Annotated in this window: 21 protein-coding genes; all 21 read left to right on the top strand. The window is 38.1% G+C overall.

Translation table 11 applies throughout. The features are described from left to right. The 21 genes from T498_RS16365 to T498_RS0112240 all read left to right on the top strand — a co-directional run bounded on the left by T498_RS16365 (nucleotide 1) and on the right by T498_RS0112240 (nucleotide 18,968). On the top strand, nucleotides 1-1,827 hold the full coding sequence (locus T498_RS16365; RefSeq protein WP_081779762.1) for an HD-GYP domain-containing protein: 1,827 nt from the start codon (nucleotides 1-3) through the stop codon (nucleotides 1,825-1,827). 90 nt (nucleotides 1,828-1,917) lie between these two features. Beyond that, the gene (locus T498_RS0112145; protein WP_028236146.1) at nucleotides 1,918-3,114 is read left to right on the top strand and encodes an acetate/propionate family kinase; all 1,197 of its coding nucleotides are present in this window, start codon (nucleotides 1,918-1,920) and stop codon (nucleotides 3,112-3,114) included. Nucleotides 3,115-3,203: 89 nt separating this feature from the next. Then, nucleotides 3,204-3,734 (top strand): YceD family protein, encoded by a 531-nt coding sequence (locus T498_RS0112150; protein ID WP_028236147.1) that lies wholly within the window; start codon nucleotides 3,204-3,206, stop codon nucleotides 3,732-3,734. Nucleotide 3,735: 1 nt separating this feature from the next. Continuing rightward, on the top strand, nucleotides 3,736-3,915 hold the full coding sequence (gene rpmF / locus T498_RS0112155) for a 50S ribosomal protein L32 (protein ID WP_028236148.1): 180 nt from the start codon (nucleotides 3,736-3,738) through the stop codon (nucleotides 3,913-3,915). Nucleotides 3,916-4,025: 110 nt separating this feature from the next. Beyond that, entirely contained in the window at nucleotides 4,026-5,051 is a 1,026-nt protein-coding gene (gene plsX, locus T498_RS0112160; RefSeq protein WP_028236149.1) for a phosphate acyltransferase PlsX, read from the top strand. A gap of 2 nt (nucleotides 5,052-5,053) precedes the next feature. Further along, a complete protein-coding gene (gene acpP / locus T498_RS0112165; RefSeq protein WP_028236150.1) occupies nucleotides 5,054-5,290 on the top strand; it encodes an acyl carrier protein in 237 nt (78 codons plus the stop codon). Nucleotides 5,291-5,380: 90 nt separating this feature from the next. Then, nucleotides 5,381-6,085: a ribonuclease III gene (rnc, locus tag T498_RS0112170; RefSeq protein ID WP_028236151.1), complete on the top strand. Its 705-nt coding sequence runs from the start codon at nucleotides 5,381-5,383 to the stop codon at nucleotides 6,083-6,085. Nucleotides 6,086-6,095: 10 nt separating this feature from the next. Beyond that, the gene (smc, locus tag T498_RS0112175) at nucleotides 6,096-9,656 is read left to right on the top strand and encodes a chromosome segregation protein SMC (RefSeq protein ID WP_028236152.1); all 3,561 of its coding nucleotides are present in this window, start codon (nucleotides 6,096-6,098) and stop codon (nucleotides 9,654-9,656) included. A gap of 3 nt (nucleotides 9,657-9,659) precedes the next feature. Then, nucleotides 9,660-10,589 (top strand): signal recognition particle-docking protein FtsY, encoded by a 930-nt coding sequence (gene ftsY / locus T498_RS0112180; protein WP_028236153.1) that lies wholly within the window; start codon nucleotides 9,660-9,662, stop codon nucleotides 10,587-10,589. Nucleotides 10,590-10,616: 27 nt separating this feature from the next. Further along, a complete protein-coding gene (gene ilvA, locus T498_RS0112185; protein ID WP_028236154.1) occupies nucleotides 10,617-11,828 on the top strand; it encodes a threonine ammonia-lyase in 1,212 nt (403 codons plus the stop codon). A gap of 84 nt (nucleotides 11,829-11,912) precedes the next feature. Next, nucleotides 11,913-12,248: a YlxM family DNA-binding protein gene (ylxM, locus tag T498_RS0112190; RefSeq protein WP_028236155.1), complete on the top strand. Its 336-nt coding sequence runs from the start codon at nucleotides 11,913-11,915 to the stop codon at nucleotides 12,246-12,248. A gap of 3 nt (nucleotides 12,249-12,251) precedes the next feature. Next, nucleotides 12,252-13,592 (top strand): signal recognition particle protein, encoded by a 1,341-nt coding sequence (ffh, locus tag T498_RS0112195; protein ID WP_028236156.1) that lies wholly within the window; start codon nucleotides 12,252-12,254, stop codon nucleotides 13,590-13,592. 44 nt (nucleotides 13,593-13,636) lie between these two features. Continuing rightward, nucleotides 13,637-13,879 carry a 30S ribosomal protein S16 gene (gene rpsP / locus T498_RS0112200; protein ID WP_015549838.1) on the top strand — a complete coding sequence of 81 codons (243 nt, stop codon included), beginning with the start codon at nucleotides 13,637-13,639 and terminating at the stop codon, nucleotides 13,877-13,879. 26 nt (nucleotides 13,880-13,905) lie between these two features. Beyond that, on the top strand, nucleotides 13,906-14,142 hold the full coding sequence (locus T498_RS0112205; RefSeq protein ID WP_028236157.1) for a KH domain-containing protein: 237 nt from the start codon (nucleotides 13,906-13,908) through the stop codon (nucleotides 14,140-14,142). Nucleotides 14,143-14,279: 137 nt separating this feature from the next. After that, a complete protein-coding gene (gene rimM, locus T498_RS0112210) occupies nucleotides 14,280-14,801 on the top strand; it encodes a ribosome maturation factor RimM (protein WP_028236158.1) in 522 nt (173 codons plus the stop codon). A gap of 2 nt (nucleotides 14,802-14,803) precedes the next feature. Continuing rightward, nucleotides 14,804-15,502, top strand: coding sequence for a tRNA (guanosine(37)-N1)-methyltransferase TrmD (gene trmD, locus T498_RS0112215; RefSeq protein ID WP_028236159.1), 699 nt, complete (start codon nucleotides 14,804-14,806; stop codon nucleotides 15,500-15,502). A 106-nt stretch (nucleotides 15,503-15,608) separates the two neighbouring features. After that, entirely contained in the window at nucleotides 15,609-15,959 is a 351-nt protein-coding gene (gene rplS, locus T498_RS0112220) for a 50S ribosomal protein L19 (protein WP_028236160.1), read from the top strand. Nucleotides 15,960-16,052: 93 nt separating this feature from the next. After that, nucleotides 16,053-16,649: a signal peptidase I gene (gene lepB, locus T498_RS0112225; protein ID WP_051524766.1), complete on the top strand. Its 597-nt coding sequence runs from the start codon at nucleotides 16,053-16,055 to the stop codon at nucleotides 16,647-16,649. 17 nt (nucleotides 16,650-16,666) lie between these two features. Continuing rightward, entirely contained in the window at nucleotides 16,667-17,506 is an 840-nt protein-coding gene (gene ylqF, locus T498_RS0112230) for a ribosome biogenesis GTPase YlqF (protein WP_028236162.1), read from the top strand. Nucleotides 17,507-17,632: 126 nt separating this feature from the next. Then, nucleotides 17,633-18,202: a signal peptidase I gene (lepB, locus tag T498_RS0112235; RefSeq protein WP_028236163.1), complete on the top strand. Its 570-nt coding sequence runs from the start codon at nucleotides 17,633-17,635 to the stop codon at nucleotides 18,200-18,202. A gap of 1 nt (nucleotide 18,203) precedes the next feature. Beyond that, nucleotides 18,204-18,968 (top strand): ribonuclease HII, encoded by a 765-nt coding sequence (locus tag T498_RS0112240; RefSeq protein ID WP_028236164.1) that lies wholly within the window; start codon nucleotides 18,204-18,206, stop codon nucleotides 18,966-18,968. Nucleotides 18,969-18,976 lie beyond the last annotated feature (8 nt).

Genomic DNA, 18,976 nt, shown 5'->3' on the forward strand with positions numbered 1-18,976 from the left:
ATGAAGGGGAAAGTCGCATCTATTTTGATGTACACAATTGAAAATATAGTTAGAATAGCTGTGGTTTTTGTGCTGGCTCTGACACTTGTAATTATGATGATTGCAATTTTTGATGATAGTACTGAGTCAGAGGCAAATATTGGCAGGTTTAATACCTATACACTTGATAAGGGGTGGACTCTGCAAACAAATGGGGATAGTAAAGTTGTTGATTTGCCTTTAACAATTGATGGTGTAGATGAAACGCTTATAACTAACACTTTACCAGATGATTTAACAAATGGTATGAGTTTGATGTTTAGGGCCTCTTTTGAAGGTGTAAAGATTTATATTGATGGGAAACTAAGAGAGGAATACACATCAGAATCTTTAGATGGCATTGGCTATAATATTCCCAGCGCTTATATCGTAGTTGATATGGATAAGGCTGACGCGGGTAAGGAAATAGCTATTGATATTGAATTTAAAGAATCCAACAGTATTAGCGAAGTAAAGCTTAGCTATGGAAATAATGTCTGGTTCGATATTATTAAAGATGATATTATTGTTAACTTTTCAGCGGTATTTACCTTAGTTCTTGGTGTGGCTTTGTATTTTGCTGCTGTAACAATTTCTTTAATTATTTCGGATGGTTCTTTTAAAGCTGATGCTCCAAGACTTCTGGGATTATTGATGGTGGATATTGCCCTTTGGATAATATCAGAATCGAAGCTTAGACAGTTTGTATTTAAAAGAGCTTCCATGTCGATTATGTTTTCGTATATTTTGGTGGAGTTGATTTGTGTTCTTTCATGCATGTATTTTGATGAGGTTCAGCATCGCATTCACCATAAATCCTATCTAGTGCTTGAATCTGTGTCACTTGCTCAATTGTTTGCCTGCATAATAATGCACACCACAGGTGGACCTGAATTCCGTGACACACTTGTTTTTGCGCTGATTGTAAGTGGCATCTGTGCGTTAGTAACTGTGATAAATATTATTATCGATATTAAAAATGGGGCATTTGTAAAATATTCGATTATTATGGCGGGAATGATTTTCTTTATTGTTCTTGCTGTTTGTGAGCTTATTGGATTTATCACGAATCAATTTCATGTTTTCGGAGTTGAGATGGGCGTTGCATTACTAATTCTTACGGCCTGCACTGTTATCCAGAATATTCATGATGAAGTTTCTAATTTTAAGCAGCGTGAAGAAAACAACACAGCTATGACTATCAATACAATCCTCACCATTGCAAGTACTATTGATGCAAAGGATGGATATACTGGTGGTCATTCACAAAGAGTTGGACAATATGCTGAGCGATTAGCCAGAGAAATGGCTGCGGATTACGATTTTACAGAAGAAGATATTCGAAGAATTCGTTATATCGGCCTTGTGCATGATATTGGAAAAATTGGTGTGCCAGATAATGTTTTAAATAAAGCTGGCAAGCTTACTGATGAAGAATTTGATGCTATGAAACAACATACTGTCATCGGCTACGAAATAATGAAATCTATGGGAAATAGCATCGAAGGATTGTTAGGAGGAATAAGGCATCATCATGAACGATTTGACGGAAGCGGTTATCCTGACCATTTGGCAGATGCTGAAATACCTCTTGAGGCAAGGATTATTGCAATTGCTGATTCTTACGATGCTATGACTACCAACCGAGTTTACCGTCGAAGGCTTACTGATGAGCAGGTTAAAGAGGAGCTAATAAAAGGAGCTGGCACACAATTTGACCCTGCGTTAGTTGAAATTTTTATTGGACTGTTGGATGAGAAGATTTTTGAGCCTCCTGTACCTTCAGAAATACCAGAAATGTCCCATTAGATGGTGGTATCTTTTTAAAATTGTGATATACTTTAAAAGTTGAATAATGATTTAAAGAAAGAAATATAAATTTAGGAGGAAATTACAAATATGAAGATTTTAGTTATCAACTGTGGTAGCTCATCACTTAAGTATCAGGTTATTGATTCTGAGAGTGAGCAGGTACTCTGCAAAGGTCTTTGCGAGAGAATTGGTATTGATGGTCGTATCGTATATCAGAAGGCTGGCCTTGATAAGGAAATCACTGATATTGCAATGCCTACACACAAAGAGGCTGTTGCTGCTGTAATCAATGCTATTACAAATGACAAGACAGGCGCTATCGCATCCCTTGATGAAATCGATGCTGTAGGTCACAGAGTCGTACACGGTGGTGAGAAGTTTGCTGCTTCAGCACTTATCACAGATGAGATGATTAAGGTAGTTGAGGAGTGTAACGATCTTGCACCTCTTCACAACCCAGCTAATATCATTGGTATTAATGCTTGTCGTGAGCTTATGCCAGGTAAGCCTCAGGTTGGTGTTTTTGATACAGCTTTCCATCAGACAATGCCTAAGGAAGCTTACATGTATGCAGTTCCTTACAAGTACTATGAGCAGTACGGCGTTCGTCGTTATGGTTTCCACGGAACAAGCCACAGCTATGTATCAAAGCGTGTTGCTGAGATGGATGGATGTGATCTTAAGAATTCAAAGATTATCGTTTGCCACATCGGTAACGGAGCTAGCTGCTGTGCAGTTTTAAATGGTGAGTCTGTTGATACTTCAATGGGTCTTTCTCCACTTGAAGGTCTTGTTATGGGTACACGTTCAGGTGATATCGATCCTTCTGCTGTTGAGTTCATGGCTAAGAAGGAAGGTCTTGATTTCGCAGGCGTTATGAATGTACTTAACAAGGAGTCTGGAGCACTTGGTATTTCAGGTATTTCTTCAGATTTCCGTGACCTTATTGCAGCTTCAGCAGAAGGCAATGAGAGAGCAAAGCTTGCTATGGATATGATTGCTTACCGTATCGCTAAGTATGTTGGCGCTTACGCAGCTGCTATGAACGGTGTAGATATCATCTGCTTCACAGCTGGACTTGGAGAGAACAATGCAGGTCTTAGAAAGGCTGTTTGTGATCACCTTGGATTCATGGGCGTTGAGCTTGATGATGCTAGAAACGATGTAGCAGGAGAGGAAAGACTTGTTTCTTCTGACTCTTCAAAGGTTAAGGTATATGTTGTACCTACAAACGAAGAAGTTATGATTGCTAGAGATACAGCTGAAATCGTAGCTGGCAAATAATTTAAAATATAGTGTTAAAAATTAAAGAAAATGTTTGACAACTATATTTATGCTATGTATAATTGACAAAGTGTGGATAGGAGATATTTATGAAGATTTCTATTAAGGATGTTACTTCATTAGCTGATCAAAATAAGAAGTTCGCAGGTTCATGCGATATTAAAGATTTTTCTTATCTTGGCAGTGAGTTTTCTATCAATCACATAGAGCCATTTGAAGTAGTTTTATCTATGATTGGAAATGGCAAGCTTCATATCACATTCAACACTGAATGTACAATCTCAGGTGCTTGTGATAGATGCTTGACAGAAGTTACTTTCAAGGTTCCTGTTTCTGTTGATGAAACCATTCAGGTTTCTGATGGAGAAGTGGTTCCTGATGAGGAACTTGGTCCTTACTCATTTATTGATGGCGAGGACATTATTGTAGATGAGCTAATTTTAAACGAGATCTTAGTGAATTTCCCGGCAAAGATATTGTGCCAGGATGACTGCAAGGGCATTTGCCCAGTTTGCGGAAAGAATCGTAACATTGAAGCTTGCGGCTGCGATGATACAGTTTTAGATCCTAGAATGGCACAATTTTTAGATGTCTTTAATAGCTTTAAGGAGGTGAAATAGCATGTCTATTTGTCCAAAGAACAAATCTTCTAAGGGAAGAAGAGATAAAAGAAGAGCAAATTGGAAGATGAGCAACCCTACTCTTGTTAAGTGCAGCAAGTGCGGCGAGCTTATGGTTCCACACAGAGTTTGCAAGAACTGTGGTTCATACAACAAAAAAGAAATCATTACAGTTGACTAATTAGTTTGATTTCTAAATCCTCTCGTTTGTAAAAGCGGGAGGATTTTTTATTTGTATTTTTTTTGTAATTAAAGTATACTTTTTAGGGTATATGTATGAAAGGAATTGTTATGAGTGATAATATAATTGTTGCTTTAGATGCAATGGGCGGAGACAACGCGCCTACTGAAATGGTTAAGGGCGCAGTTGATGCAGTTAGTGCAAATAAAAATATTAAGGTAATCCTTGTAGGTAAGGAAGATGTCATCAAAGATGAGCTTAAGGCTTATCCATCTTACCCACAGGAACAGATTTCAATAAAGAATGCTACAGAGGTTATCGAGACAGCGGAGCATCCAGTTGCAGCCATTAAAAAGAAAAAGGATTCTTCTATGGTTGTTGGTCTTCATCTTGTTAAGGATGATGAGGCAGATGCATTTGTTTCAGCTGGTAATTCAGGAGCGCTTCTTACAGGTGGTCTTGGTATTGTAGGTCGTATCAGAGGTATCGAGCGTGCACCATTTGGTACACTTTTTCCAGTTAAGACTGGCGTTTCAATCCTTGTAGATACAGGAGCTAATGTAGATTGCAGAGCTAGCCATTTAGTTCAGTTCGCAAAAATGGGAAGCATCTACATGGAAAAGGTTGTAGGAATTAAGAATCCTCGTGTCGCTTTAGTTAATGTTGGCGCTGAAGAGGAAAAGGGTAATGCTTTAGTTAAAGAGACAATGCCTCTTCTTAAGGAATGCAAAGATATCAATTTTATCGGAAGTATCGAAGCTAGAAACATTCCTAACGGTGATGCGGATGTTATTGTCTGCGATGGTTTTGTTGGAAATGTAATCATAAAATTATACGAAGGTTTGGCAGGCACTCTTATTTCTGTAATTAAGGGTGGCTTAATGAGTACTCTTCGTTCAAAGATTGGTGCTGCTTTAGCACTTCCTGCTTTAAAGAGTACACTTAAGACATTTGACGCTACTCAGTACGGCGGAGCTCCTCTTTTAGGTTTAAAGGGGCTTGTTGTTAAGACTCACGGTAGCGCAAAAGCTGTCGAAGTTAAGAACACTATCTTCCAGTGTGTAACTTTCAAAGAGCAGCAGATTAACGAGCTTATTCGAGATAATATTGTAATAGAGAAGAAAAAGGAGGACTAAAAATGGAATTCGATTTATTAAAAGAAATCATTGCAGAGGTACTTAATGTAGACGCTGCAGAAATTACTACTGAGACAACATTTGTTGATGATTTAGGTGCAGATTCTCTTGATGTATTCCAGATTATCATGGGTGTTGAGGAAAAGCTTAACATCGAAGTTGATACAGAAGCAGCAGAGAAGCTTTCAACTGTTGGTGATGCTGTAGAGCTTATCAAAAAGACAGTTGCAAATAACTAATTGCATACTTGAAAGCATCCAGCTTTTACTGGGTGCTTTCTTAAACTTTAGAAGGATGTAACTCATTCTTAATGAAATGGAGAGATACTATTGAACAACGATTTAAAAGAGTTTCAAAAGATTATCGGTTATGAGTTTAGAGACGAAAGCTTACTAAAGCAGGCACTTACACATAGTTCATATGCTAATGAACATCACATGCCTAAGCTTAGTGACAATGAGAGGCTAGAATTTTTAGGTGATGCTGTGCTTGAAATTGTTTCTAGTGAGTTTTTGTATCTAAATTATTCTGATTTAAATGAAGGAAAGCTATCTAGGCTTAGAGCTAGTATTGTATGCGAGCCTACACTTGCTTTTATCTGTAAAGAAATTAATCTAGGAGATTTTGTGCTGCTTTCAAAAGGAGAAGATATGACTGGTGGACGCGAAAGAAAGTCCATTCTTTCAGATGCTTTCGAGGCAACAATCGGAGCTATTTTCCTTGATGGTGGCATGGAACCTGCCTCAAAATACATTCATCGCTTTGTATTAAATGATATTGAACACAAGCAGTTGTTCCATGATAGCAAGACTAGGCTTCAAGAAGTGGTTCAGGCTAATTATAAGGAGCCTCTTACCTACAATCTTATTTCTGAGTCAGGACCAGATCATGCTAAGGAATTTAAAGTAGAAGCTGTAGTTGGTGAAAGAGTCTTAGGAACTGGTGTAGGACGCACTAAAAAGGCAGCTGAGCAGGAAGCTGCCTACGAAGGTCTCATGCGTCTCCACAAGGAAGATTCGATAAAAATAATTTAGGGAGAAATAGATGTATCTTAAGAGTATTGAGTTATATGGATTTAAGTCATTTGCTCATAAAATGAAGTTTGAATTTCATAACGGAATTACAGGTATCGTAGGTCCAAATGGTTCCGGAAAGAGTAATGTAGCTGACGCTGTACGTTGGGTACTTGGAGAACAGTCTGCAAAGCAACTCCGTGGAGCTTCAATGCAGGATGTAATCTTCGCAGGTACAGAGGCAAGAAAGCCACTTTCATATGCTTATGTAGCACTTACAATGGATAATTCCGATCATGTGCTTCCAGTTGATTACGAGGAAGTAACAATAGCCAGACGTGTTTATCGTTCAGGCGAGAGCGAATATCTTTTAAATGGTACACCTTGCCGTTTGAAAGATGTATCAGAGCTTTTCTATGATACTGGTGTCGGTAAGGAAGGGTATTCTATTATCGGACAGGGTCAGATTGAAAAGATTTTGTCTGGTAAGCCAGAAGATAGACGTGAGCTTTTTGATGAAGCTGTTGGTATTGTTAAGTTTAAAAAGAGAAAAGCTGCATCTGTTAAGAAACTTGAAAGTGAAAGAGAGAATCTCGTTCGTGTAAATGATATTTTGTCTGAGCAGGAACGTCGTATCGGACCACTTGAAAAGCAGTCTGAAGACGCAAAACAATATTTAAAATATAAAGAAGAGCTTAAAAGAATAGATGTCAACTCATTTATGCTTGAAGTTGATAGACTTCAGGGCAATTTAGATGAGGTCGAAAAGAACTCTAACATTGCTAAATCTCAATTAGAAGAAAGCAAGCATTCTCAGGAAGAAATTAGAGAAAAATATGACTCTTTGGAGCAGGAGATTTCTGCTCTTGATGAGCAAATCGAGACTTTGAAGAAGAATCAGTCTGATTCAACTCTTTTAAAAGGAAAGCTTGAAAATGAAATTGCTCTTTTAGAAGAGCAGATACGTTCTGCGAATGCAACAGATGAAAGCTTGTCATCTCGTATTGCAGAAATCGAGGCTGATAAAGCTGATAAGGAAAAACAGCTTGCTGATTTCACAAAAGAGAAAGAAAACCTTGATAAGACATTAGAGGAGGCTGTAGAACGCCTTACATCTGTTAAGGATAATTATTCAGAGCTTCAATCATTAATTAATACAAATAACGAAAAGATTGAACAGGATAATAAGGCTATTATGGAATTGCTCAACAACAGAGCTTCCATAAAGTCTAAGGAGCAGCGTCTTGAGACAATGCTTGAGCAGACTAATATTCGTAAGGCAAAGCTTACACAGCGTCTTCTTGAGAGAAAGACTCGTGAGGAAGATTTAGATGTAGCTGTTACAAAGGCTGAAGAAGAATTTAAAGCTGCCCAGGGACTTCTCTTAGAGCTGCAGGATAAGGACAAAGAGTTCTCTGAAAAGGCTGTTGAATGGAAGAATAAGGCAAAGGAAAATTCTACAAGCTTACAGGCTAAAAAGGATGAATTTGCCCGTGTTCAGACACGTTTAGAGTCTATCAAAAATATTGCAGAGCGCTATGAGGGTTACGGAAATTCTACCCGTAAAATCATGGAGCAAAAAGGCAAAATCGAAGGTATCGAAGGTGTTGTTTCTGATATCATCCATGTTGAGAAAAAATATGAGATGGCTATCGAGACAGCTCTTGGCGGAAATATCCAAAATATCGTTACAAAGGATGAAGCCAGTGCTAAAAAGCTTATCAGCTACTTAAAGGAAAATAAGCTTGGACGTGCCACATTCCTTCCACTTACATCTGTAGATGGCCGTGGTAATTTCAAAAAGACAGAAGTTCTTAATGAAAAAGGTGTACTTGGTCTTGCGTCAGAGCTTATTACTTGTGATAGCAAGTTTGATGGTGTTGTAGCTTACTTGCTTGGTCGAGTAGTTGTTACTGATCATATCGATTCGGCTATAGCTCTTGCAAAGAAAAATAATTACAGCATTCACATCGTTACAATTGATGGTGAGTATTTGGCTCCCGGTGGTTCTATGGCCGGTGGTCATTTCAAGAATAAATCAAATCTTCTTGGAAGAAATAGAGAAATCGAAGAGCTTGAGTCAAAGCTTGATGTTATCTCGAAGGAGATGGATGAGCTAAATGCTAGAGCTACTGAAATAGAAACTGCTACAGCACTTCTTGAATCAGATAGAGAAGATAATACAAACAAGTTAAATGAAGCGGCAATCGCTCTTAACACTGCAAAGCTTGGTCTTGATAGAGCTAATGAGCAGAAAAAAGAAAGTCTTACTGCTTACGAAGGTCTTTCTAAAGAGAGCGAAGAATTAGAGGCTCAGCTTTCTGAAATTGCTTCTGGAAGAAAAGAAATTGAGTTTGAAAAGCAGGAATCTGAAAATAGAGAGGCGGAACTCAAGGCCGAGATTAAAAAGCTTTCTGATGAAGTGGACGAAAAGACATACATGGAGACATCTGTTAACAGAACTATGTCTGAGGTTCAGATTGAAGAAGCTAATGCAAGACAGAAGGTTGAATTCGTTCAACAAAACTTAGACCGTGTTATTTCTGAAATTGAAAAATGCGATAATGATATTGCATCAATAAAAGAAAATGCAAAGTCTACAAAAGAAGAAACAGAGATTAAGAAAAAGCGTATCGAAGAAATCAAGGAGACAATATCTGCTTCTGATGAATCTTTCGGTCAGCTTGAATCAGAAATAAAAGAAGCTGTTGCTAAGAGAGAAGAGATGAATAATTCTCACAAGAATTTCTTCGAGCAACGTCAGGAAATTTCTGATAGAATTTCTGAACTTGATAAGGAAATCTATCGTTTGGATTCACAGAAGGAAAAGATTTCTGATGCAATTTCAAGTCAGAATAACTACATGTGGAATGAGTACGAGTTGACTTACCACAGCGCTGAAGAGCTCAAGGATCCTGAGTACAATGATTTAGATCAGATGAAGAAGGATGCCAGCAAAATCAAGAATGCTATCCGTGCAATGGGTAACGTTAATGTTAACGCTATTGAGGAATATAAGGAACTTTCTGAAAGATACAACTTCCTTAAGGGGCAGCATGATGATTTGGTTGAGGCAGAGGCTTCACTTGTTAGAATTATTGATGAGCTTGATGAAGGTATGCGTAAGCAGTTCGCAGAAGGCTTTAAGGATATTCAATCTCAGTTTGATAAATCATTTAAGGAGCTGTTCGGTGGTGGTCATGGTACTTTAGAGCTTGTTAATGAGGAAGACTTGCTTGAGACAGGTATTATTATCAATGCTCAGCCACCAGGAAAGAAGCTTATCAATATGATGCAAATGTCCGGTGGAGAGAAGTCACTTACAGCTATTGCATTGCTCTTTGCAATTCAAAACCTTAAGCCATCTCCATTCTGTCTTCTTGACGAGATTGAGGCGGCCCTTGATGATGCAAACGTAGATAGATTTGCTAACTACTTACATAAGCTTACAAAGAATACGCAGTTTATTGTTATCACACACCGTCGTGGTACTATGAATGCTGCAGATAGATTATTTGGTATTACTATGCAGGAGAAGGGTGTATCAGCTCTTGTTTCTGTAAATCTTATTGAATCGCAATTGGATGATTAACGTATGGCAGAGAAAATTCCATTTTGGCAGCGCCTTATTAAGGGCCTGACCAAGACAAGAGACAATTTCATTAAATCCATGGATTACATATTCAATGGATTTTCCAACATCGATGATGATTTTTATGAGGAGCTTGAAGAAGTTCTTATCATGGGCGATATTGGAGTGCGCACTACTGAGACAATTCTTGATGATCTTAGAGATGCGGTTAAAAAAGAGCACATAAAAGAGCCTGCTGAATGCAAAGAGTTTCTTATCAACGAAATCAAGGAGCAGATGTCCTTAGGGCCTGCTGCCTTTGATTTTGAAAATAAGACATCTGTAGTGCTGGTAATTGGTGTTAATGGCGTTGGAAAGACCACTACTATAGGAAAGCTTGCTGGAAAGCTTAAAGCAAATGGTAAGAAGGTCATGGTGGCCGGTGCCGATACTTTTAGAGCTGCTGCATCTGATCAGCTTAAAGAATGGGCAGATAGAGCAAAGGTTGATTTTGTTGGAGGTCCAGAGGGTTCTGATCCTGCATCTGTTGTGTACGATGCTGTGCATGCAGCGAAAGCAAGAGGCGTTGATGTACTTTTAGTTGATACAGCTGGCCGCTTGCACAATAAAAAGAATCTTATGAATGAGTTGTCTAAGATTAATAACACCATCTCGAAGGAATTTCCAGAGGCTTACAGGGAAACACTTATTGTTCTTGATGGAACAACAGGTCAAAATGCCCTTGTTCAAGCTAAAGAATTTTCTGATGTTACAGATATTTCTGGTATAGTTTTAACAAAATTAGATGGAACTGCAAAAGGAGGTATTGCAATTGCAATACAATCTGAGTTAAAATTGCCAGTAAAATACATAGGTGTTGGTGAAACAATAGACGACTTAGAGAAATTCAACGCAGATGAGTTTGTAGATGCTTTATTCTACGCTGAAGCCTAAGCCTGAGCCAGAAGAGGGAGACTAATTATGCTTACATTAGACAAATTTGAAGAGGCTTCAAAGATCGTCACAGAGGTGACACACGAGACAAAACTTGTTTACAGCGATTACTTCAGCGAGAAGTGCCACAACATGGTATATCTTAAGCCTGAAAACATGCAGCTTACAGGTGCATACAAGCTTAGAGGAGCTTATTACAAAATCAGCACACTTTCTGATGAAGAAAGAGCTAAAGGGCTTATTACAGCATCAGCTGGTAATCATGCACAGGGCGTTGCTTACGCTGCAAGCAAATACGGTGTTAAGGCTACAATCGTTATGCCTACCACAACACCACTTATCAAAGTAAATCGCACAAAGAGCTATGGCGCAGAAGTTGTACTTTACGGAGATGTATATGATGAGGCATGCGAGTATGCATATAAATTAGCAGATGAGCATGGATATACATTTATTCATCCTTTCGATGATTTAGCTGTTGCTACAGGTCAAGGTACAATTGCAATGGAAATCATTAAAGAGCTTCCACTTGTAGAATATATTCTTGTCCCAATCGGAGGAGGTGGACTTGCAACTGGTGTATCTACACTTGCAAAGCTTCTCAATCCAAAGATTAAAGTAATTGGTGTTGAGCCTAGTGGAGCAGCTTCACTTCAGGCATCATTTAATAAGGGCGAGGTTACAACACTTCCTAGTGTTAATACTATTGCTGATGGTACTGCTGTTAAGACACCAGGTTCAAATATCTTCCCTTATTTACAAGAAAATATCGATGAGATTATTACAGTAGATGACGATGAGCTTATTGTAGCCTTCCTTGATATGGTTGAGAATCATAAGATGGTTGTTGAAAATTCAGGCCTTCTTACAGTTGCAGCTCTTAACCATCTTGGATTTAAGGATAAGCGAGTAGTATCAGTTCTTTCTGGTGGTAACATGGATGTTATAACAATGTCTTCAGTAGTTCAGCAGGGACTTATCTTCAGAGATAGAATCTTTACAGTTTCTGTTCTTCTGCCAGATAAGCCAGGAATGCTTGCTAAGGTTTCGCAGCTTATCGCTGATCAGCAGGGTAACGTTGTTAAGCTTGAGCACAACCAGTTTGTTACAACAAATCGTTCAGCAGCTGTTGAGCTTCGTATTACACTTGAAGCATTTGGAACAGAACATAAAGAACAAATCTTCAAGGCTTTAGATGAAGGCGGCTATAGACCAAAAATCGTTAGAACAAGCTTATAAATATAATAAAAGAGGTGTAAAGTAAAAATGCTTGACACCTCTTTTTTATTATAGTATATTATATGAGGTCGATAGAGGAGAGCAATGGAAGATAAGATTAAATCGGGATATTTATACGACTTCTATGGTGAGTTGTTAACTGAACATCAGCGTAGCGTTTACGAAATGAGTATCAATGAGGATTTATCCTTATCAGAGATTGCGGATTCACTTTCTATCTCTAGACAGGCAGTACACGATATATTAAAGAGATGCGATAAGCTTTTATCTGATTATGAAAATAGATTGCATCTCGTTGATAAGTTTATGAATATTAAAGAGGATGTACTTCGTATTAACGAATTAACTGCTGGTGATTCATCAGATGATACCTTGGCAGAAATATCCCGCATATCACAATTGATTTTAGAGGAATTATAATATATGGCATTTGATTCTCTTTCAGAGAAGCTTCAAGGAGTATTTAAGAATCTCCGTAGCAAGGGTAGACTTACCGAGGCAGATGTTAAGGCTGCTTTAAAGGAAGTTAAGATGGCCCTTCTTGAGGCTGATGTTAATTTTAAGGTTGTAAAACAGTTTACAAACACTGTTACAGAGCGCGCCATTGGTTCAGATGTAATGAATGGTCTTAACCCTGGACAGATGGTTATCAAGATTGTTAACGAAGAGCTTGTTAATCTTATGGGCTCAGATGTTACAGATATTACTTACGGTACTGGCGGAGCCATCACCACTATCATGATGGTTGGTCTTCAGGGTGCTGGTAAGACAACTACCACAGCAAAGCTTGCTGGAAAGGTTAAGCAGCGTGGTAAGAAACCACTTTTGGTTGCCTGCGATATTTATCGTCCAGCCGCTATTGAGCAGTTGCAGATAAATGGTAAAAAGCAGCAGGTTGAGGTTTTCTCCTTAGGTGATAAGGAAAAGCCAGTGAAGATTGCTAAGGAAGCAATGGACTATGCTAAGAAGAACGGCTTTGATGTGGTCATATTCGATACAGCTGGTCGTCTTCATATAGATGAGGATATGATGGATGAGCTTGCCTCTATCAAGAAAAATATCGATATCCTCAATACTATCTTAGTTGTTGATGCCATGACAGGTCAGGATGCAGTTAATGTTTCGCAGACATTTGATGAAAAAATCGGCATTGACGGAGTTATCATCACAAAGCTTGATGGTGACACAAGAGGTGGTGCAGCACTTTCAATTAAGGCTGTTACCGGTAAGCCTATTTTATTCGCTGGTATGGGAGAAAAGCTTTCAGATTTAGAGCAGTTCCATCCAGACAGAATGGCAAGCCGAATCCTTGGAATGGGTGATGTACTTTCACTTATTGAAAAGGCCGAGGCAGAAATCGATAAGGATGCAGCCATTGCACTTTCTAAGAAAGTAAAAAAGGCTTCTTTCGATTTCAACGATTACCTTACTTCTATGGCACAGATGAAAAAGCTTGGCGGATTAACATCAATCCTTGGAATGATGCCAGGTATCAATGCCAGCCAGATGGCACAGATAGAAGGAGCAGTCGATGATAAAAAGCTTGCGCATACTGAAGCAATCATCCTTTCGATGACACCTGCTGAGCGCGAGAATCCAAAATTACTAAATCCTAGCAGAAAGCACAGAATTGCGGCTGGAGCTGGTTTAGATATAGCAGAGGTTAATCGCTTCATCAAACAGTTTGAGCAATCAAAGAAAATGATGAAGCAGATGCCAAATATGATGGGCAAGGGCAGACGCGGAATGCGTTTCCCATTTTAGCCAAAGACCATTTAGTTTTATTTATTATTTAGGAGGAATTTAAAATGGCAGTAAAGATTAGATTAAAGAGAATGGGTCAGAAGAAGAGACCAATCTACAGAATCGTAGTAGCAGATGCAAGAGCACCTCGTGATGGAAGAAACATCGATGAGATCGGAACATACGATCCTAACCAGGAGCCAGCTGAGGTAACAGTAGATGCTGAGGCAGCTAAGAAGTGGATTGCTAACGGTGCAAAGCCAACTGAGACAGTTGCAAGACTTTTCAAGCAGGCAGGTGTTCAGTAATCTAACTCGAAAGGAAAAGGATAGTGATGAAAGAATTAGTTGAAGTAATTGCTAAGTCACTTGTAGACAATCCTGATGAGGTTGTAGTTTCTGAGAGAGAAGACGCAAAATCAATCGTTGTTGAGCTTCGCGTAGCTCCTTCAGATATGGGTAAGGTTATCGGCAAACAGGGCAGAATCGCTAAGGCAATTCGTGCCGTTGTTAAGGCCGCAGCCTCAAAGATTGACAAGAAGGTTATAGTTGACATTATTGACGTTGATTAATAATTAAGGAGTCTGTTTAACAGGCTCCTTTTTTTACTTTATAGGAAATTACTCTGTAAGTGATAGAAAAAAAATCCTTTCAATGATAAAATAAGTCTTACTGAAAATTAACAAAGGTAATTATAAGGAGTTTAAATTTGGAAGATTTATATCAAGTAGGTGCAATTACACAGACTCATGGAATTAAGGGTGAAGTTAAAGTATTTCCTTTAACTGATGATATCTCTCGTTTTAAGAACATGAAGAATCTACTTTTAGACGCAGGCAAGGAAGGTTACATTAATCTTGAGGTAGAAAATGCTCGCCCTCAGAAGAATCTTGTTATACTTAAGTTTAAGGGTATTGATAATATTAACGATATTGAAAAATACAAGGGACACGGTCTTTATGTTACAAAAGAAAATCGTGTAGAGCTTAAAGAGGATGAGTATTTCATAGCTGATTTAATTGGAGTATCAGTCTATTTAGATAATGATGAGAACTCTGTTTTCGGAGAGATTACAGATGTGCTTCAGACTGGAGCTAATGATGTATACGAAATCACTCTTTTAGATGGCAGAAGTGTTCTTGTTCCTGCTATCAAAGACTGCGTAAAGTCAGTTGATATGGAAAATAATAAAATGATTATTCATCTTCTTGATGGATTATTAGGAGAGTAGCTATGAAATTTTATATACTTACTCTATTTCCGGAGATGATTGAAGGAGTTCTCAATACAAGTATTTTAGGGCGCGCTAAGAATGCGGGATGCATTTCTTTTGAGGCTATTAATATCCGCGATTACACACTTGATAAACACAAGAAAGTTGATGATTATCCATATGGTGGTGGCGCTGGCATGGTTATGCAGGCTCAGCCTATATATGACGCATATCAGGCTGTATGTGAAAAAGCGGGACATCACGTAAAGTGTATTTATCTAACTCCACAGGGGCAGCTATTTACTCAGCCGGCGGCAAAATCCCTTGCCTTAGAAGAAGATATTTGCTTGTTGTGCGGTCATTATGAGGGTATTGATGAGAGAGTTCTTGAAGAAATCGTAGATGAATATTATTCAATAGGCGATTATGTGCTTACAGGTGGTGAATTGCCATCTCTTGTAATGATTGATGCAATTTCCCGTATGGTTCCTGGAGTACTTACCAATTCTGAATCTGGAGAGGATGAATCATTGGAAAACAACTTACTGGAATATCCTCAGTACTCAAGGCCAGAGACATGGAATGGCAAGCAGGTTCCAACGATTCTTTTATCGGGAAATCACAAAAAAGTAGATGAATGGCGCCATGAAAAATCAATTGAGCGAACTAAAGAACGCAGACCAGATTTATATGCTAAATTTCTTGAAAATGAATGTTGAAATTAGAATATAATCATGATATTATTAATGAGTTGCTAAAGAAGAGATGGTCCTCTGTTATTCAATAGGGAATATCAAGAACGTCGCAGGTTTAGGAGGAATTAAAATGAACGCAAACGAGATTATTAGAAACATTGAAGCTGCAGAGCTTAAGTCAGAAGTTGCTGAGTTTCAGGTAGGTGACACAGTTAAGGTTTACGGCCGTATCGTTGAGGGTAACCGTACACGTACTCAGGTATTTGAGGGTACAGTTATTAAGAGACAGGGCGGCAGCAACCGTGAGACATTCACAGTTCGTAAGTCATCAAACGGTGTTGGCGTAGAAAAGACATGGCCACTTCACAGCCCTAACGTTGAGAAGATCGAAGTTGTTAGAAAGGGTAAAGTTCGTAGAGCTAAACTCTTCTACCTCAGAGAGCTCACAGGTAAGAAGGCTAAGGTTAAAGAGAGAATCTAATCTCGAAAGTTCGAACACTCGCTTTGCTGCGAGTGTTCTTTATTTTTATGGCAAAGTGCGGTATATTTATACTAAAGATTAAAGGGAATAATTATGTTTAATTCAATAAATAGATTTTTTAGTAGATTATTTCGCAAGAGAAATGATGGACTCAATTTTAATAGACGTCGTAAGAAGGTAGATTTCGGTAAGATTAGATATATTTTGGTGTTTGTGCTAGAGCTTATGGCTGTTATTGCATTGGCATACGGAGTGGTAATCGCCTTTGGAAAACAGGTAGAATGTTCCAATTCATCTATGGAGCCAACCTATAAAACATCCGATAAATTACTTGTAAACACTATTACATATAAGCTGTCCAGCCCTGAGAATGGTGATATTATAGCTTTCAAGCCTAAATCTAATGTAAATGCAAGCTATAGTGTAAAGCGCGTTATCGCTGTTCCAGGAGACACAATCTATATTAATAATGGGCGTATTTATCTTAATGATGAGCTATACAAGGAAAATCTTGATGTTGAGCGTATTGAAAATGCGGGAATAGCTGCTACGCCAATTACTTTACTTGACGATCAATATTTTGTTTTAGGAGATAATCGTAATTCATCCGAGGATTCCAGATTCGAGAGTGTTGGTTTTGTTTCAAGCGAAGATATTTTAGGAAAAATATGGATGAAATATCCGTTTTAGATATTTGAGAGGTGATTATGGAGTTTCAATGGTATCCAGGGCATATGACGAAAGCAAAGCGTCAGATGCAGGAGGACATAAAACTTATTGATTTAGTAATAGAGGTTATTGATGCTAGATGTCCTATTTCTAGCAGAAATCCTGATATTAATGGACTTGCCAATGGCAAGCTTAGACTTGTTCTTCTTAATAAGTCTGATTTAGCTGATAAGGCAACTAATAAAAAATGGATTGAGTATTTTAAGAGCCAAGGATTTTATTGCGTAGAGCTTGATTCTAGAGATAGAAAGAACATGAAGGGGGTTCAAAGTACCCTTGATGAGGTTTGCGCAGCAAAGTTCGAAAAAGATAGAAAGCGTGGAATTAAGAATCGTCCTGTTAGAGCGATGGTTGTAGGTATTCCTAATGTTGGCAAATCTACATTTATTAATTCATTTGCTGGACGTGCTGTAGCAAAGACTGGTAACAAGCCAGGTGTTACAAAGGGCAAACAATGGATTAAACTTAACAAATCTGTAGAACTTCTTGATACACCAGGTATTCTCTGGCCTAAGTTTGAAGACAACACAGTTGGTTTACACCTTGCATTTATAGGTTCAATAAATGATGCAATTATCGAAACAAGGGAGCTTGCTTTAGAGCTTGTTGATTTCCTTAAGGATAATTACAGTGGAGTACTAAACAGCAGATATGAAGTAAGTGAGGATTCTGTTAATCACGAGATTATCACTGAAATTGCTGTTAAGAGAAACTTTGTTAAAAAAGGTTCAGAGCCTGATTTCGACAAAGCTTGTAATGTTTTGATAGATGAGTTTAGAAGCGGAAGTCTTGGAAATATTTCACTTGAAAGGCCATAGGACATGAAGGTAATAGACTTTAACGAAGAGGAAAAAATTAAAAGAGATATCGAAAGAGCAAGCCGAAACATGAATAATGTTGAAGATTTGTCTAATTTCGATTCAAAAACAAAAAAGAAAGCCAAGATGGTTGAAGAGGATGATAATCCTGAAAAAGAATCTCTTGGCAAAGAAGTAATAAGCGTAATAATCAATGTTATAATATGTTTTTTTATTGTATTTTTGATTACTCATTTTATAGGACAGAGAACTGTTGTTAGTGGTTCTTCAATGGAAGATACACTTTCAGATGGAGACAATCTTATCGTTGATAAAATCAGCTATAGATTTCACGACCCAGAACGTTTTGATGTAGTTGTATTTCCTTATAAATACGAGGAAGACACTTATTATATCAAGCGTATCATAGGGCTTCCAGGGGAAGTTGTTAAGATAGACAGCGCAGGTACCATCTACATTAATGGAGAGATTTTGCCTGAAAACTACGGCACAGAGGAAATACTTAATGCAGGTCTTGCCAATAGCGAGATTTTACTTGGAGCTGGTGAATATTTTGTTTTAGGTGACAACCGAAATAATAGTACTGATTCAAGATTCGAATCAGTGGGAAATATAAAAGGCGAAGATATTGTTGGTAAAGCCTGGCTTAGAATCTATCCATTTAATGAATTTGAACTTGTAGATAACATTGAATAATATGAGCGAGAAAAAGATTTCAGAAATCCAAAAAGAATATAAAGAGACTGATATTTTAGAGCTGCCTGATTTTATTGAAGAGTACATGAATGATGGCAGACCAGGCGTTTCAAAGATTATAGGCGTAGCTCAAAAACGTATGGAAAAATTACGTGTTGAGCAGGCTAGAATTGAAAAGCTTAAAGAATTCGAGAATAAATATTGGGATGAATATCAATACATTGGTGGTATTGATGAGGTGGGCAGAGGCCCTCTTGCAGGACCTGTTGTTACAGCTTGTGTTGTCCTTCCTAAGGATTGCAGCATTCTTTATATTAATGATTCTAAAAAGCTTTCAGCTGCTAAAAGAGATGAGCTTTATGAGATAATCATGAAGGAAGCTGTATCTGTAGGAATAGGTGTAGTTTCTGAGGCTAGAATTGACGAGATTAACATCTTACAGGCTACCTATGAAGCTATGAGACAGGCTATTAAAGAATCTTCAGTAGAGCCTCAGCTGCTTTTAAATGATGCAGTTACTATTCCAGAGGTTAAAATACCTCAGGTTCCTATTATTAAAGGTGATGCAAAATCCATCAGCATTGGTGCAGCAAGCATCATTGCAAAGGTTACTAGGGATAGAATGATGGTTGAATATGACAGTATTTATCCAGAATACCATTTTGCATCCAATAAGGGCTATGGCAGTGCAGAGCATATTGAGGCTTTGAAAAAATATGGTCCATGTCCAATACATAGAAGATCTTTCATTGGCAACTTTGTGTGATTGGTTAA

The organism is Pseudobutyrivibrio sp. MD2005 (genome assembly GCF_000621865.1).
Classification (GTDB): domain Bacteria; phylum Bacillota; class Clostridia; order Lachnospirales; family Lachnospiraceae; genus Pseudobutyrivibrio.